The sequence below is a fragment of the Campylobacter concisus genome (assembly GCF_002914195.1).
GTDB lineage: Bacteria > Campylobacterota > Campylobacteria > Campylobacterales > Campylobacteraceae > Campylobacter_A > Campylobacter_A concisus_M.
Genome location: NZ_PPAU01000108.1, coordinates 59,103 through 73,897, shown reverse-complemented (window position 1 = coordinate 73,897; position 14,795 = coordinate 59,103). Strand labels below are relative to the sequence as shown.

At 37.1% G+C, this 14,795-nt stretch carries 14 protein-coding genes; all 14 read left to right on the top strand.

The genetic code is table 11. The features are described from left to right. Position 1: 1 nt before the first annotated feature. The 14 genes from serB (at position 2) to CYP28_RS06340 (ending at position 14,784) form a co-directional block, all read left to right on the top strand. Positions 2-628 carry a phosphoserine phosphatase SerB gene (gene serB / locus CYP28_RS06405; RefSeq protein ID WP_103576701.1) on the top strand — a complete coding sequence of 209 codons (627 nt, stop codon included), beginning with the start codon at positions 2-4 and terminating at the stop codon, positions 626-628. 6 nt (positions 629-634) lie between these two features. After that, on the top strand, positions 635-1,627 hold the full coding sequence (locus tag CYP28_RS06400) for a transaldolase (RefSeq protein WP_103593549.1): 993 nt from the start codon (positions 635-637) through the stop codon (positions 1,625-1,627). 117 nt (positions 1,628-1,744) lie between these two features. Next, complete coding sequence (locus CYP28_RS06395) at positions 1,745-2,281, top strand: 50S ribosomal protein L25/general stress protein Ctc (protein WP_021091684.1); 537 nt, start codon at positions 1,745-1,747, stop codon at positions 2,279-2,281. 12 nt (positions 2,282-2,293) lie between these two features. Beyond that, positions 2,294-2,842, top strand: coding sequence for an aminoacyl-tRNA hydrolase (gene pth / locus CYP28_RS06390; RefSeq protein ID WP_103593548.1), 549 nt, complete (start codon positions 2,294-2,296; stop codon positions 2,840-2,842). Further along, the gene (locus tag CYP28_RS06385; RefSeq protein WP_103593547.1) at positions 2,839-3,903 is read left to right on the top strand and encodes an LptF/LptG family permease; all 1,065 of its coding nucleotides are present in this window, start codon (positions 2,839-2,841) and stop codon (positions 3,901-3,903) included. Before pth ends, CYP28_RS06385 begins: the two co-directional genes overlap by 4 nt. A gap of 55 nt (positions 3,904-3,958) precedes the next feature. Beyond that, positions 3,959-5,182 (top strand): diaminopimelate decarboxylase, encoded by a 1,224-nt coding sequence (gene lysA, locus CYP28_RS06380; RefSeq protein ID WP_103593546.1) that lies wholly within the window; start codon positions 3,959-3,961, stop codon positions 5,180-5,182. Next, complete coding sequence (gene pheA / locus CYP28_RS06375; protein WP_103593545.1) at positions 5,166-6,245, top strand: prephenate dehydratase; 1,080 nt, start codon at positions 5,166-5,168, stop codon at positions 6,243-6,245. Before lysA ends, pheA begins: the two co-directional genes overlap by 17 nt. Then, positions 6,245-7,342, top strand: a complete 1,098-nt coding sequence (gene hisC, locus CYP28_RS06370; protein WP_103593544.1) for a histidinol-phosphate transaminase — start codon at positions 6,245-6,247, stop codon at positions 7,340-7,342. The genes pheA and hisC overlap by 1 nt, the downstream gene beginning before the upstream one ends. A gap of 4 nt (positions 7,343-7,346) precedes the next feature. After that, positions 7,347-9,044: a flagellar basal-body MS-ring/collar protein FliF gene (gene fliF, locus CYP28_RS06365; protein WP_103593543.1), complete on the top strand. Its 1,698-nt coding sequence runs from the start codon at positions 7,347-7,349 to the stop codon at positions 9,042-9,044. Continuing rightward, positions 9,044-10,075, top strand: coding sequence for a flagellar motor switch protein FliG (fliG, locus tag CYP28_RS06360; RefSeq protein ID WP_021091747.1), 1,032 nt, complete (start codon positions 9,044-9,046; stop codon positions 10,073-10,075). Before fliF ends, fliG begins: the two co-directional genes overlap by 1 nt. Then, positions 10,072-10,935 (top strand): flagellar assembly protein FliH, encoded by an 864-nt coding sequence (gene fliH / locus CYP28_RS06355; RefSeq protein ID WP_103593542.1) that lies wholly within the window; start codon positions 10,072-10,074, stop codon positions 10,933-10,935. Before fliG ends, fliH begins: the two co-directional genes overlap by 4 nt. Next, positions 10,928-12,754, top strand: coding sequence for a 1-deoxy-D-xylulose-5-phosphate synthase (dxs, locus tag CYP28_RS06350; protein WP_103593541.1), 1,827 nt, complete (start codon positions 10,928-10,930; stop codon positions 12,752-12,754). Before fliH ends, dxs begins: the two co-directional genes overlap by 8 nt. A gap of 72 nt (positions 12,755-12,826) precedes the next feature. Then, on the top strand, positions 12,827-13,237 hold the full coding sequence (locus CYP28_RS06345; protein WP_054197019.1) for a Fur family transcriptional regulator: 411 nt from the start codon (positions 12,827-12,829) through the stop codon (positions 13,235-13,237). 140 nt (positions 13,238-13,377) lie between these two features. Continuing rightward, the gene (locus CYP28_RS06340; RefSeq protein WP_258032518.1) at positions 13,378-14,784 is read left to right on the top strand and encodes a CHAD domain-containing protein; all 1,407 of its coding nucleotides are present in this window, start codon (positions 13,378-13,380) and stop codon (positions 14,782-14,784) included. Positions 14,785-14,795: the final 11 nt, after the last annotated feature.

The following is a 14,795-nucleotide window of genomic DNA, read 5'->3' as shown; positions in this document are numbered from 1 at the left end:
CTTGATAAAACTTTGTGTTTTTGACTTTGACTCTACAATAATGGACGGCGAGACGATAGATATTCTCGCCGCCGCTAATAATGCTAGTGAAGAAGTGGCTAATATAACTAAGCGTTCGATGAACGGTGAGCTTGATTTTTTTGAAAGTCTTACAAAAAGAGTAAAATTTTTAAAAGGATTGCCACTTTTAAAAGTAAATGAAATTTGCAAAAATTTACCCATAATGCCAGGAGCTGGCGAGCTAATAGAAGCTTTAAAGCAAAAAGGTATCAAAGTCGTGGTTTTTAGCGGTGGATTTCATAATGCAACCGATGTAATGCAAAAAAAGCTTAATTTTGATGCAAATTTTGCAAATATCTTGCATCATAAAGATGGAATTTTAAGTGGTGAAGTTGGTGGAGAAATGATGTTTAGTAGTTCAAAGGGAGATATGATTGACCGCTTGTGTGGACTATTAAATTTAGGCAAGGACGAGATAATGTGTGTTGGGGACGGGGCCAATGACATATCGATGTTTAGAAAGTGCGATCTTAGCATTGCATTTTGTGCAAAAGATATCTTAAAAAAAGAAGCGACACATTGTGTTGATGTTAAAGACTTGCGTGAAATTTTAAAATTTATAAGGTAAAAATTAATGTATGACAACGAAGCTAAATTCTCTCTTTGGTGTGATTTTATAGAGAGAAATTTTTTACAAAGCGAATTTAACTCTTTATTAGAAAATAATGTTATAAACGGCGCTACAAGCAACCCAGCTATTTTTAAAACAGCATTTGCTTCACCTTCTTATAAAAAGATCATAGAAACTAGCAACAAACGCCACCCAAAAGATCTTTATGAAATTTTGGCTACTCAAGATATAAAAATCGCCGCATGTAAAATGTTAAGAAATTATGCAAATGGCGATGATGGCTTTGTAAGCATTGAGGTTGATCCAAATTTAAGTGACGATACAGCTGCAACGATAGAAGAAGGTATCAGGCTTTATAATCTAATATCAATGCCAAATGTTATGATAAAAATTCCAGCTACAAAAGATGGCTATGAGGCGATGAGCGCGCTTATGGCAAGAGGAATTAGTGTAAATGCTACGCTTATATTCTCACCAGATCAGGCTAAAAACTGCCTTGAAGCTTTTAAAGAAGGTAGTAAGGCTTATACAAGTCGCTTTATAGATACTACTATGCCAAAAGGTGTGATAAGTGTTTTCGTAAGTAGATTTGATAGAAAGCTTGATGAGGTTATGGCTGCAAAGAGCTTGCCAACTGGACAAATTGGCATAATGAATGCTGCAAATATATACCACCTGATCGAAGATTTTGGACTAGAAAATGTAAGAACACTTTTTGCAAGCACAGGCGTAAAGGGTGGTGGTTTAAGAGGGGATTATTACGTTAGAGAGCTAATGTATAAAAATTCTATAAATACAGCACCAATAGAGACGATAAAAGAATTTATAAAAGAAAAAGCAGAGGCAAAAAATGTGCCTAGTAAAGAAAATATCTCAAGCTTTTTCCAGATTATAAAAAATAACGAGATAGATATAAATGTCGTTTATAAAGATTTATTAAGCGACGGTTTAAAGCAGTTTGTGTCAGCATTTGATGATATTATGAAATCACTTTAGACAAAGAACCCAGGCTAATACACAAACAGCAAAAGTGATCATTCTTAAATAAGCTTTATTTGAAATTTATAAAGCATTGGATAAAATCAGCACCTATTTTTTTATGAAAGGAAAACGATGTTAGAGGGTATCGTTAGAGAGAGTATCGGTAAGAAGTCTGCAAAGGCTTTGAGAAGAGATGGTTATCTAATCGCCAACATTTATGGCAAGGGATTAGAGAATGTTGCAGCTGCTTTTAAAGTAAATGACTTTATTAAAGAAGCACGCAAAAAAGAGAGCCTTGCTTTTGATGTAAAAGTAGGCGGAAAAGTTTATAATGTCGTTATTGTTGATTACCAAAGAGATGTTGTTACAAGCGATCTTAAACACGTAGATCTAAAAGTAGCACTTCCTGGCGTTTTATCAAAATATATGATCCCAGTTAAGCCAGTTGGAACACCTATTGGTCTTAAAAATAAGGGCGTTTTGATCCAGTCAAAAAGACGTCTTTGCGTAAAATGCACAGCTGAAAATTTACCAAATTCATTTGACGTTGATGTAAGCAAACTTGACATCGACGATACTATTTTGGTTCGTGATATCACAGCTCCTAAAGGCGTTACTATTGTGGACGCTGACCGTGTTGCGGTACTTGGAGTTATTAAAGCTAAATAAAAAAGGGCTTTTGTGACACTAATAGCGGGGCTGGGAAATCCTGGTCCCAAATACGAAAATACTAGACACAACATAGGCTTTATGCTTATAGATCTCCTAAAAGACTCAAATTTCAAAGATGTTAGCTCGGCTAAATTTCAAGGCGAAGTTTTTAAATTCAATGACATTATCTTGCTAAAACCTACAACTTTTATGAACCTCTCAGGGCAAAGTGTAAAAGCGGTCAAAGATTTTTATAAACCAGATAGAATAATCGTAATACACGATGATCTTGATCTTGGTTTTGGTGCAGTTAAATTTAAAAAAGGCGGTAGTAGCGGTGGGCATAACGGCATAAAATCGATCGATGGACTAATAGGTAACGAGTACGAAAGGGTGCGTGTTGGCATTGGACACCTTGGTGATGCTAAAAATTTTGTCCTTGGAGAGTTTAGTGATGAGGAGAAAAAGGCTTTAGATGAAATTTTAGCCTATACAAAAAATGCAGTTTGTGAACTACTAAAGAGTGACATTAACGAAATCTCGCAAAAATTTACGATAAAAAAAGGTCTTATCAAATGAAACTATACGCCAGATACGTTGGCTGGGTCTATATAAAATCTTTTCTTATCGTATTTTTAGCGCTTGAACTATTTTATGTTGGTATTGACCTACTTACAAATTTAAAAGATCTGCCGCCATCTGCAAACCTTCAGCTCCTTTATGTTGGGCTTACATCGCTTAGCGCTATTGGCTATGTTTTGCCGCTTTCGCTTATTTTTGCACTCATTATTTTACATGTAAATATGGTCAGATCAAATGAGCTAATCAGCTTTTATGCGCTTGGTATTAGTAAAAATAGTCTAATTTTCCCACCATTTTTTATTGCACTTTTTGTAACTATTTTTTATGTTGGCTTAAATTTTACTCCATTTGCCTATGCGCACGACTATCAAAAAAGCATCGCTAAAAATACGGCTTTCTCAAAAAGCACGACTGATTCATTTTTAAAATTTGAAGGCAAATTTATCTACATAAAGGAGCTAAATTCTGTTAATCAAATAGCAAATGATGTTAGAATTTTTGAGATAAATGGCACAAATTTACTCTCAACTACATTTGCAAATCATGCTAATTTTAAAGACAATGAGTGGATTTTAAAAGATGTTAATCAAACCCTTTTGCCACAAATTTTAGAGCTTGGTGAAGCTGGTTTTAATAAAATACAAAGCGAGAGCTTAGATGCATTAAAGGGCTTTAAACCAAAGAGTATTGAAAGCGCTGCTAGTGTTGAAAACTCAAAATTTAATATCCCAGATGCGATAAATTTTATAAAAACATTTAAAAATGAAGGCATCGGCCTTGATAGCGCAAAAACAGCTTTTTACAACCTTGCTATCGCACCATTTTTTGCACCATTTTTATTGCTCATCTTTTACTATCATTTGCCTGTGACCGGTAGATTTTTTAATCTTGCGCTTTCGACTTTTATTTTTGTTGTGATAACTCTTGTCGTTTGGGGACTGCTCTTTATTCTTGCAAAATTTGCACAAACTTCTGTGATCTTGCCAGAAATCGGCATAGTTTTGCCAGTTATTTTACTTTTTGCATACGCCATTTATCTCATAAAATCGCATCGTTAAGCCAAATTTTGGCAAGCTTTTTGTAAAATCAAGCCATTTTAATAAAGGCTATTTTATGGATTTTAAAGAGCTTGCAAATAGATACAAAACCCCACTTTACATTTATGATTTTAACCACATAAAAAACCGCTATGAAGCACTAAAGAATGCATTTTTTGCTAGAAAATCTCTCATTTGCTATGCGGTGAAAGCAAACTCAAATTTAAGTGTTTTGAAATTTCTAGCTGATCTTGGAGCTGGATTTGATTGTGTTAGCATCGGCGAGGTCAGAAGAGCACTTTTAGCAGGTGCAAAGAGATATCAGATCATTTTTAGTGGTGTTGGCAAGAGCGATGAAGAGTTAAAAGAGGCTTTAAAAAATGAAATTTTGCTCATAAATGTCGAGAGTTTTGCTGAACTTTTAAGACTTGAAGAGATCGCAAAAGGGCTAAACTTAAAGGCAAGAATTAGCATTAGGGTAAATCCAGGTGTTGATGCAAAAACTCACCCTTACATTTCAACAGGGCTAAATGAAAATAAATTTGGCGTTGATGCGGAAACAGCCAAAAAAATGTACATCCACGCTAAAGCTTCAGAGTTTCTTGAGCCAACTGGTATACATTTTCACATCGGATCTCAGCTAACATCACTTAGCCCGATAATAGATGCTGCAAATATCGTTAGCGAGCTTTTAAGAGAGCTAAGAGCACTTGAAATAGATATCAAATTTTTCGATGTTGGTGGCGGACTTGGCATAATTTATAACGATGAAAAAGAGATAAATTTATATGACTATGCTCAAGGAATTTTAGCTGCACTAAAAGGTCAAGACGTGACCATTGTTTGCGAGCCAGGACGTTTTATCGTGGGCAATGCTGGCTACTTTGTCGCAAGCGTTTTATATGAGAAATTTAACGGCAAAAAGAGATTTGTCATCACTGATGGCGCGATGAATGATCTTATAAGGCCAAGCCTTTATGGTGCTCATCATGAAATTTTTGTTTGCGGAAAAGATAAAAATTTAGGTGTTTGCGACGTGGTTGGTCCAGTTTGCGAAAGTGGCGACTTTTTAGCAAAAGATATAGAGCTACCAGAGTGTGAAAGTGGCGATGTTATCGTGGTAAAAGGTGCTGGAGCTTATGGTTTTAGCATGAGTTCAAACTACAATACAAGAAACAGAGCCGCTGAAGTTTGCGTGCTTGATGGCAAAGATAGACTCATAAGAAGACGTGAGAGCTTTGAAGATGTCGTGGCACTTGAGAGAGAATTTTTGGAGAGCGCTGATGCAAGAGCTAAATGAGCTTAGAAAAGAGATCGATGCGATCGATGATCTCATCTTAAATAAACTAAATGAAAGGATGATTTTAGTTGAACAAATCGGCAAGCTAAAACAAACTAGTGGAACGCCTATATATCGTCCTGAGCGTGAGCGAGCTATCATAAACCGCCTAACAAGCCTAAGCAAAGAAAAAGCCTTAAATAAAGCTGCGATCGAGGCCATTTATCTTGAAATTTTTGCTGTAAGTAGAAATTTAGAAATGCCTCAAAAGATCGTATATCTAGGGCCTGAAGGCACTTACACGCATCAGGCGGCTCAGAGTAGATTTGGTGCGATGAGTTCATATTTGCCACTTGCGACCATCGAGGCGGTTTTTACAAAGCTAGCTCAAAAAGAGGCAAAATACGGCGTTGTGCCTATTGAAAATAATACCGAAGGCGCTGTTGGCGCTACGCTTGATTGTTTGAGTAAATTCAGTGATATAAAAATAGTTGCTGAGCTTTATGTGGATATCCATCACAGCTTTGTTAGCATAAATGAAAATTTAAAAGATATAAAGCGAATTTATTCACATCCGCAAGGGTATAATCAATGCCGTAAATTTCTAGAAGATCATATGCTAAATGAAATTGAATTTGTTCCAGCAAAATCAACCGCAGCAGCTGCATATATGGCATCAATGGATAGAAACTCAGCCGCCATTTGCTCAAAGATCGCAGCAAAAATTTATAACGTACCGATAGTTTATGAGACGATTGAAGACAATATGGCAAATAGAACAAGATTTTTGATTTTAAGCGATTTTAAAAACGCAAGAGTTGAAAACTCGAAAACTTCGATCCTTGCAAAGACTGATCACAGCCCAGGACGCCTTGCTGATCTGCTTTCTATCTTTAAAAATGAAAATATCAATATCACAAAACTTGAGTCACGCCCTATTAAGCAACGCGAGTTTAAATCAATGTTTTATCTTGATTTTGAAGGGCATATCGACGATGAGAAGGTGCAAAACGCCTTTGAACTCGCAAAAGAGAGTGGCGCTGAGATAAGCTGGTTAGGGAGTTATTTAAACGGAGAAGAGTAATGAAGTTTAATGATTTTTTAGATGATTTAGTTAATTACGAGGCTGGAAAGCCGATCGAGCTTGTAGTTAGAGAGTTTGGCATTGAAGCAAAAGATGTGATAAAGCTAGCTAGCAACGAAAACCCTTTTGGCACGAGCAAACGCGTAGAGGAGGCACTAAAAGAGGTCGCTAAAAAAGCGCATCTCTATCCAGACGATAGCTACTTTGAGCTAAAAGAGGGACTGGCTAAGAAATTTGGCGTAACTAGCAAAAATTTAATCATCGGCTCTGGAAGCGACCAGATCATAGAATACGCACTTCACGCAAAGGCGAACAAGCAAAGTGGTGTTTTGATGGCTGGCGTGACATTTGCGATGTATGAAATTTATGCAAAACAAACTGGGGCTAAAATTTACCGCACAAAGAGTGTGGAGCATAATTTGAACGAGTTTTTAGAAATTTATAATGCGCATAAAGATGAAATTTCAGTAATCTTTCTTTGCTTACCAAACAATCCTTTGGGCGAGTGTTTGGACGCAGATGAGGTCTATAAATTTATAAAAAGCGTTGATGAAAATACGCTTGTTGTGCTTGATTGTGCCTACAATGAATTTGCAAAATTTAAAGATAGCAAAAAAGAGATAAAGCCAAGCGAGGTGGTGAAATTTAAAAATGCCATCTATCTTGGCACTTTCTCAAAAGCCTACGCACTTGGTGGCATGCGCGTTGGATACGGCGTGGCAAATGAAGAGATCATAGGCGCTCTCTCAAAACTAAGAGCTCCATTTAACATCACAACTCCAAGCCTAAGAGCTGCGATCGTGGCACTTGGTGATGATGAGTTTGTGCAGCAAACCATGCAAAATAACTTCGAGCAAATGAAGAGATATGAGGAATTTGCAAAGCAAAATGGCATAGAATTTATCCCAAGCTATACAAATTTCATCACATTTAAATTTAACAAGCCAAAATCAAGCCATATATGCGAAAAGATGCTAAAAAAAGGTATAATTTTGCGAGATCTAAAAAGCTACGCCTTAAATGCGGTGAGAATCACCATCGGCCTTAGCTGGCAAAATGATAGAGTTTTTGAAGAGTTAAAGCAAATTTTAAAGTAGGAATATGGATTTTAAAGCATTACTTCATCAAATAAGTCAAATTTATCAAAAGCTTTCATTAAAGCAAAAAATCGTTGCAGCTAGCTCGATCGTCTTGGTCGTGGCATTTTTGGTATTTTTAACACTTTATAAAAGCAAAAATGAAAATTTTGCAGGCTACAGCGTCCTTTTTGAAAACATTAGCCCAAACGATTCAGCCTTAATACTTGATCAGCTAAACAAAGATGGAATTAAATATAAATTGGCAAACGAAGGCACTATCCTTGTACCAACGAGTGATGTCTATAAAGAGCGTATCGCTGTTGCAACTCTTGGAATACCAAAAGAGAGCAAAATCGGCTTTGAAATTTTTGATAAGCAAGAATTTGGCGCGACTGATGCCGAGCAGAGAGTAAAATTTCAAAGAGCGCTTGAGGGCGAGCTAGCTAGAACGATTGAGAGTCTTTCTTCTATCCAAAAAGCGACTGTTCGTATCGCTATCCCTAAAGAGAGTGTTTTTACTGAGCGTCAAGCACTTCCAACAGCTTCTATCGTGGTTGAGCTAAAGCCAGGCGTTAGCCTAAACGCGAAGCAAATTTTTGGCATTAAAAACCTAGTCGCCGCCTCTGTTACAAATTTAAGCACCGAAAATGTAAAGATAGTAAATCAAGATGGCGTCGCACTTGGCGATGAAGATGGTGAGTTTGATAGTGACGCTATAGCCCAGCAGATACGCTATAAACGTGAGTTTGAAAATAACTATGAGCAAAAGATCGTAAATGTACTAGCTCCTATCGTGGGCGGAGCAGATAAGGTCGTAGCAAAGGTAAATATTGACTTTGACTTTGACAAAAAAGATACAAAAAGCGAGGTTTATGACCCAAATAACGTCGTTAGAAGCGAGAGCAACATTGAGGAAAAACGCCAAGGCTCAGCTCCAAATGAAGTGGGCGGCGTCCCAGGTGCAGTTAGCAACATTGGCCCTGTTCAAGGACTTGATGATAGCACTTTAAAAGAGCAGTACAACAAAAGCTCGCAGCAGACAAACTACGAAATTTCAAAGAAAGTAACAAGCATCAAAGGGCAATTTGCTAGCATAAATAGAGTGAGTGCAGCTGTCGTTATAGACGGACTTTATCAAAGTAAAAAAGATAGTGACGGCAAGCCAACTGGTGAGGTAGAATTTACTCCACTTACCAAAGAGCAAAGAGAGTCAATCACAAATTTAATCAAACAATCAATCGGCTATAACCAAAATAGGGGCGATGAAGTAAGCTTGGATAACTTTGAGTTTAAAACTGGCAAAGATATAAGCACTAGTGAGAAGATGGATGGCTTTGTGAATAACTATGTAGTGCCATTTATGCCGCTATTAAAATATATTTTTGTAGCATTGTTGCTTTATATTTTCTATAAAAAAGTCATTGTGCCATTTATGCAAAAGATGCTTGAAGAGACAAAAGAAGAAGAGGAGCAAGTTCAAGATGGCCTTGAGGATATTGAGGTAGATGCTGAAGATACGCTTGAGAAATTCAAAGCTGCTCGCAAAAAGGTCGAAGAGCAACTAGGACTTAGTGGCGAGTTTAATGAAGATGAATTAAAATATGATGTTTTACTTGAGAAAATGAGAGCGGTCATCACAGAAAGAAACGAAGAGATAGCAATGCTACTTCAAGATATGGTAAAAAATGACAGCGACTTTAATATGCGTAAGGAAATTTGATGTCAATAAAGCTAAATGACAAGCAAAAAATGATTTATGATGATCTATCGATGCCTGAAAAGATTGCTATTTTGCTGATTCAGCTTGGCGAAGAGGCAACTGCTCTTATATTTTCTCACATGGATGTTGATGTCATCACTGAAATTTCAGGCTATATCGCAACTGCGAAAAATATTGATAAGCAAGTCGCAAGTGCTGTTCTAGAAGAATTTTACGCGCTAATGCAGTCAAATCAATATATGAGAAGTGGTGGTTTAGAGTACGCAAAAGAAATTCTTTACCGCACATTTGGTCCAGAGGCAGCTCAGAAAATTTTAGACAAGCTTGCAAAAAGCATGGAAAACTCAAAAAGCTTTGGCTATCTTGATAAGATAAAACCACAGCAACTCGCAGACTTTATCATAAAAGAGCACCCTCAAACCATAGCGCTAATACTAGCTCACATGGACTCAACAAGTGCTGCTGAAACGCTTAGCTTTTTCTCAGATGAGCTAAGAAGCGAAGTCGTTATTAGAATGGCAAATCTTGGTGATATTAGCCCATCGGTAATTAAGCGTGTTTCAACCGTACTTGAGGGTAAACTCGAAAGTCTTACATCTTATAAAGTCGAAGTTGGCGGTCCAAGAGCTGTGGCAGAAGTGCTTAATAGACTTGGGCAAAAAGCTAGTAAAAGCACGATTGAGCGTATTGAGCAAAGCGATGATAAGCTTGCAACGACGATTAAAGAGCTTATGTTTACCTTTGAAGATATTATCAACCTTAACGCAACTGCGATTAGAGAAATTCTTAAAAATGTCGATAAAAAAGACCTTATGGTCGCATTTAAAGGCTCAAGCGATGGTATAAAGGATAAATTTTTATCAAATATGTCTCAACGTGCAGCAGAAGCCTTTAAAGAGGAGATGCAATATCTTGGTGCGGTGCGTGTAAAAGATGTTGAGGAGGCTCAAAGACGCATAGTAGAGACGGTGCAAACTCTAGCTGATCAAGGTGTGTTCCAAGTCGGCGAAGCAGATGAGATGATAGAATGAAAAGCAGCGTAATAACTAGTGAGACTTCTCCAGCTCACTTTATAGAAAATTACAGATTTAAGGTGCTTGGAGTTGGAGAGCGAGCCACAGATAGTGCTCCTGTATTAATAGAAGAAAATAATCTTAGTGAAGAGCTATGCGAGCAAAATTTTGGGCAAAAGGGTGAAAATTTTGCTCCTCAAGCTAGCCACCAAACGCAGACAAACTCACAAAACCACTTTGCTTCTCAGACTCAAAGTCCACAAATACAGCAAACAGGCGAGTCGAGCTTTGTCGAAGAACTGCTTAAAAAAACAGATGAGCTAAGCAGCAACATCATCAAACTTCAAATGCAAATAGAAAATCAAGAGAGCGAATTTGCTAAGCGCCTTGAGGCTGAAATTTCTCGTGCAAAAGAAGATGGCAAAAATGAGGGTATCGCCCAAGCAAATGCAGCAAATGAAGCAAGAATAAATGAGCTTGAGGCTAGATTTAGCGCTTCAGCTGCAAAGCTAGATGAGCAGTACGTTAAATTCGATGAGTTTTTAAAGAAGATCGAAGAAGAGCTCGGACAAACTGCTATAAAAATCGCAAAAGAAGTAATCGATAAAGAAATTTCAACCTCTTCAAATCAGATCGCTCATCATTTAGCAAGCTCTCTTATAAAAGAGCTAAGTAATGTCAAAAATATAGAAATTCGTGTAAATCCCGAAGATAGCGAATATATAAAAGAGCAATTTAGCAAGAATGAACACGTCAAGATAAGCGCTGATGATGCTATAAGCAAAGGCGGTGTGGTTATTATAAGTGATGGTGGCAATATCGATGCAACTATGCAAACAAGGCTAGAAAAACTAAAAATGCTGGTAAATAATGAATAAAGACGTTAAAAGTTTAGATGTTGATGAACTAAACGCACTTTGTCATGACATCAGGGATAAAATTTTAGCCACCGTTAGCAAAAATGGCGGTCATCTTAGCTCAAATATTGGTGCAGTCGAGATCATCGTTGCGATGCATAAAATTTTTGATGTGACAAAAGATCCATTTATTTACGACGTGAGCCACCAAAGCTATGCGCACAAGCTGCTAACTGGGCGCTGGGAGAGCTTTGATACGCTTAGAAAATTTAATGGCATCAGCGGCTATACAAAGCCAAGCGAGAGTAAATTTGACTACTTTGTAGCAGGGCATAGCTCGACGTCCATATCTTTAGCAGTTGGTGCTGCAAAGGCGATAAAACTTAAAAACGAAGATCGTATCCCAGTAGCTGTCATAGGCGATGGCTCACTAAGTGGCGGCATGGCGTACGAGGCGCTAAATGAGCTAGGGGATAGAAAATATCCTTGCGTCATCATCCTAAATGACAACGAGATGAGTATAAGCAAGCCAATAGGCGCACTTAGCAAGTATCTAAGCCAGATGATGGCAGGGCAGTTTTATCAAAAATTTAAAGGTAGGGTTGAGCGCTTTTTAAGCTATATGCCAGACTCTGCAGCCTACATGGCTAGACGCATGGAGGAGGGCATCAGACTTATCACTCCTGGCATGTTTTTTGAAGAGCTTGGACTTGAGTACATAGGTCCAGTCAATGGACACGACCTCTTGGCGCTTCTTAGCACATTTGAAACTGCCAAAAATATGAAAAAACCAGTCATCGTGCACGTGCAGACGCTAAAGGGCAAAGGGTATGAATTTGCTGAGGGGTGCTACGAAAATTGGCACGGAGTTGGACCATTTGATCTAAAAAGTGGCGAATTTATCAAAAGACAGTCAAACAAGTCAGCCACGGCGATCTTTAGCGAGCAGCTTTTAAAGATGGCAAGAGAGCATAGCGACATCGTTGGCGTAACGGCCGCGATGCCAACAGGCACTGGCATGGACGCTTTGATACAAGAATTTCCAGATCGTTTTTGGGATGTGGCGATAGCTGAGCAGCATGCAGTCACGTCTATGTCAGCCATGGCAAAAGAGGGCTTTAAACCATTTGTTGCGATATACTCGACATTTATGCAAAGAGCCTATGATCAGGTCATTCACGATGCTTCTATTTTAAATTTAAACATCACCTTTGCGATGGATAGAGCGGGTATTGTTGGCGAAGATGGCGAAACGCATCAAGGCGCTTTTGATATAAGCTTTTTAAATGCTGTGCCAAACATGGTTCTTTTTGCCCCAAGATGCGAAGAGAGTATGAAAAATGTTATGGAATTTGCCTACTCTTACAAGGGTGTTAGCGCATTTAGATATCCGCGCGGAGCATTTATCTTAAGAGATGAATTTAATGCCAAACCACTTGAGTTTGGCAAGGGTGAAATTGTAGCCGATGCAGAGTCTGATGTTGCATTTTTGGGCTATGGCAACGGCGTTGGCAGGGCAAATTTGGTTAGAAATTTACTAGCTGACAAGCTTGATGTGGTATTAGTTGACCTTGTCTTTGCAAAACCACTTGATAGCGAGCTTTTACTAGGTCTTGCAAAACGCACTAAAAAGTGGTATATCTTTAGTGATAGTGCCAAAAAAGGTGGCGTTGGTGAGATAATAAGTGCATTTTTACAAGAAAACAAAATATCAAATATAAGTGTCATTAGTTTTGAGTATGAAGATAAATTTATCCCTCATGGTTCAACTACTGAGGTCGAAAAGTACCTTGGTATAAGTGCCGAGCAGATTACCAAAAATTTACTAGAAAATAATTAATATCATTTAATAAAGTAACGTTTAATATTATTTTTGCTAGCATAAGCCAAAATAAAAACAAGGAAAAGCATTATGCAATACGTATCATTATTAAAGCAATCTGGGCTAAAAGTCACGCCACAACGCCTTAGCGTTTTAAGAATTCTTGATCGTCATACGCATCCAACGATTGATGAGCTTTATGATGAAATTTTAAAAGAGAGTCCATCGGTTTCTCTAGCAACGGTTTATAAAAATTTAAATACTTTAAAAGACGAAGGTCTCGTAGTCGAAGTAAATATCGTCAATCAAAAAGCTAGATACGACATCTACGAATATCCACATATCCATGTGGTTTGCGAAAGCTGTGGAAGCGTTGAGGACGTGAGCTATGATGATGCTGAGCTTGGCAAATACCAAGAAGCACTAGAAAAGAAGATCGGAAATATAATAGAACGCCTAAACATCGTAGCTAGCGTAAAAAGCTGTAAACACTGTAAATAAAATTTATGTTGCTATTTGGCAGCATAAATTTCATCTTTTTTCCTAATAAAAATACTTTTAAAATAAGCCTAAATTTAGCATTTTTCTCATTGTTTTAAGCACTAACTTGCTAAAATGAACAAAAAATTTTGGAGAAAAATGTGAGTTTGGAGATAGAGCGTAAATTTTTACTCAAAAATTCTCAAATTCTAGATTTTTTAAAAGAAGCTGGAGTAGTCTTTAAGCATCTTGAAATTTCTCAGTTTTATACCAAGATAACGCAAAATGAAGAGATCCGCTTTCGAAGTGAAGAGGATAAATTTATAAAAACTGTAAAGATCGGTAAAGATCTGATCAGGGAAGAAAATGAAGAATTTTGCGAAAAAGCGGAGTTTAAAAAGGCTCTTAAAAACCGCATTGGTAGCGTCATCTTAAAAGATAGATATTTTTTTAAACTAAATAACAATCCTTGCAATATTGATATTTTTAAAAATGAACTAAACGGGCTTTGTACATTTGAAATCGAATTTAGCGATGAAAATGAGGCCGTCTTTTTCAAGCTGCCACCATTTTTAGAAAATTTTTGCCTAAGTGACGTAACTTGCGATAAAAGATATAAAAACAAATTTCTTGCCATCCATGCTAATGAAAATGAACAAATTGACTACAAAAGAGCCTATAAGATCATAAAAGAAAAAGAAATTCTGCCAAATTTTGCTGCAAATCTAAAAAGCGGAGAGGCGCTAAGAGTCCTTTTTGTTAGTATTTTTAAAGTAATAAAAAGGCTAAAAAGCCAGTATTTGATAGACAAAGATGAAGAAGTTTTGCATGAGCTTCGCGTAAATTTAAGAAAGGTTAGATCGTTACTTAAAATTTTTAGTGGCGTTTTTGATGAGAAAGTGACACTTTTTTTTGGCGAGAATTTTAAAATGCTTGCAAACTCGACAAACAAAAAGCGAGATTTGGATGTATTTTTGAGCTTTTTAAACGAGCAAAAACATGCAAATGAGCCTATCTATTTTGTGCAAAAGGCTCTAGATTTAGAGTATGAAAATGTAAAAAGCTACCTTGGCGACGAAGAAAATTACGCATTTTTAAAAGAGTGGGAGATATTTTTAAACGAGGGTGAATTTTATAAGTCAAAACTCTTTGATGTAAGCCTTTCGCGCCTTGGTTCGTTTAAGCTTAGAACACTTTTGGTTTTAGCTCAAAAAAGGCTAAAAGGCTTAAATCAAGACTGCCCAAATGAGAGCTTTCATGATCTTAGGATAGAGCTTAAGAAGATGAGATATACATACGAGCTTTTATGTGAAATTTTCTATTTTGAAGGGCTTAAAAAGTATGAAGAGAAGCTAAAGCAGATGCAAGAAATTTTTGGTAGTCTTCAAGACTATGACGTCTGGCTCGGTATCCTTAAAAGACTTCCAGAAATGCCAGATAAAGAGAGGCTTGAGAGTAAAATTTACAAACAAATTTATAAAAGTAGAGAAGAGATACTAAAAAAGCGTCTTAAATTTATAAAAGCAACTCGTAAAATTTCAAGAAATTTAAAAATTTACTACATATAAAAGGGCAAATT

Excerpts from the sequence above, each read along its gene's own strand:
- CYP28_RS06400 (WP_103593549.1), top strand. The coding sequence starts at position 635 with ATGTATGACAACGAAGCTAAATTCTCTCTTTGGTGTGATTTTATAGAG.
- CYP28_RS06395 (WP_021091684.1), top strand. The coding sequence starts at position 1,745 with ATGTTAGAGGGTATCGTTAGAGAGAGTATCGGTAAGAAGTCTGCAAAG.
- CYP28_RS06385 (WP_103593547.1), top strand. The coding sequence starts at position 2,839 with ATGAAACTATACGCCAGATACGTTGGCTGGGTCTATATAAAATCTTTT.
- lysA (WP_103593546.1), top strand. The coding sequence starts at position 3,959 with ATGGATTTTAAAGAGCTTGCAAATAGATACAAAACCCCACTTTACATT.
- pheA (WP_103593545.1), top strand. The coding sequence starts at position 5,166 with ATGCAAGAGCTAAATGAGCTTAGAAAAGAGATCGATGCGATCGATGAT.
- hisC (WP_103593544.1), top strand. The coding sequence starts at position 6,245 with ATGAAGTTTAATGATTTTTTAGATGATTTAGTTAATTACGAGGCTGGA.
- fliF (WP_103593543.1), top strand. The coding sequence starts at position 7,347 with ATGGATTTTAAAGCATTACTTCATCAAATAAGTCAAATTTATCAAAAG.
- fliG (WP_021091747.1), top strand. The coding sequence starts at position 9,044 with ATGTCAATAAAGCTAAATGACAAGCAAAAAATGATTTATGATGATCTA.
- fliH (WP_103593542.1), top strand. The coding sequence starts at position 10,072 with ATGAAAAGCAGCGTAATAACTAGTGAGACTTCTCCAGCTCACTTTATA.
- dxs (WP_103593541.1), top strand. The coding sequence starts at position 10,928 with ATGAATAAAGACGTTAAAAGTTTAGATGTTGATGAACTAAACGCACTT.
- CYP28_RS06345 (WP_054197019.1), top strand. The coding sequence starts at position 12,827 with ATGCAATACGTATCATTATTAAAGCAATCTGGGCTAAAAGTCACGCCA.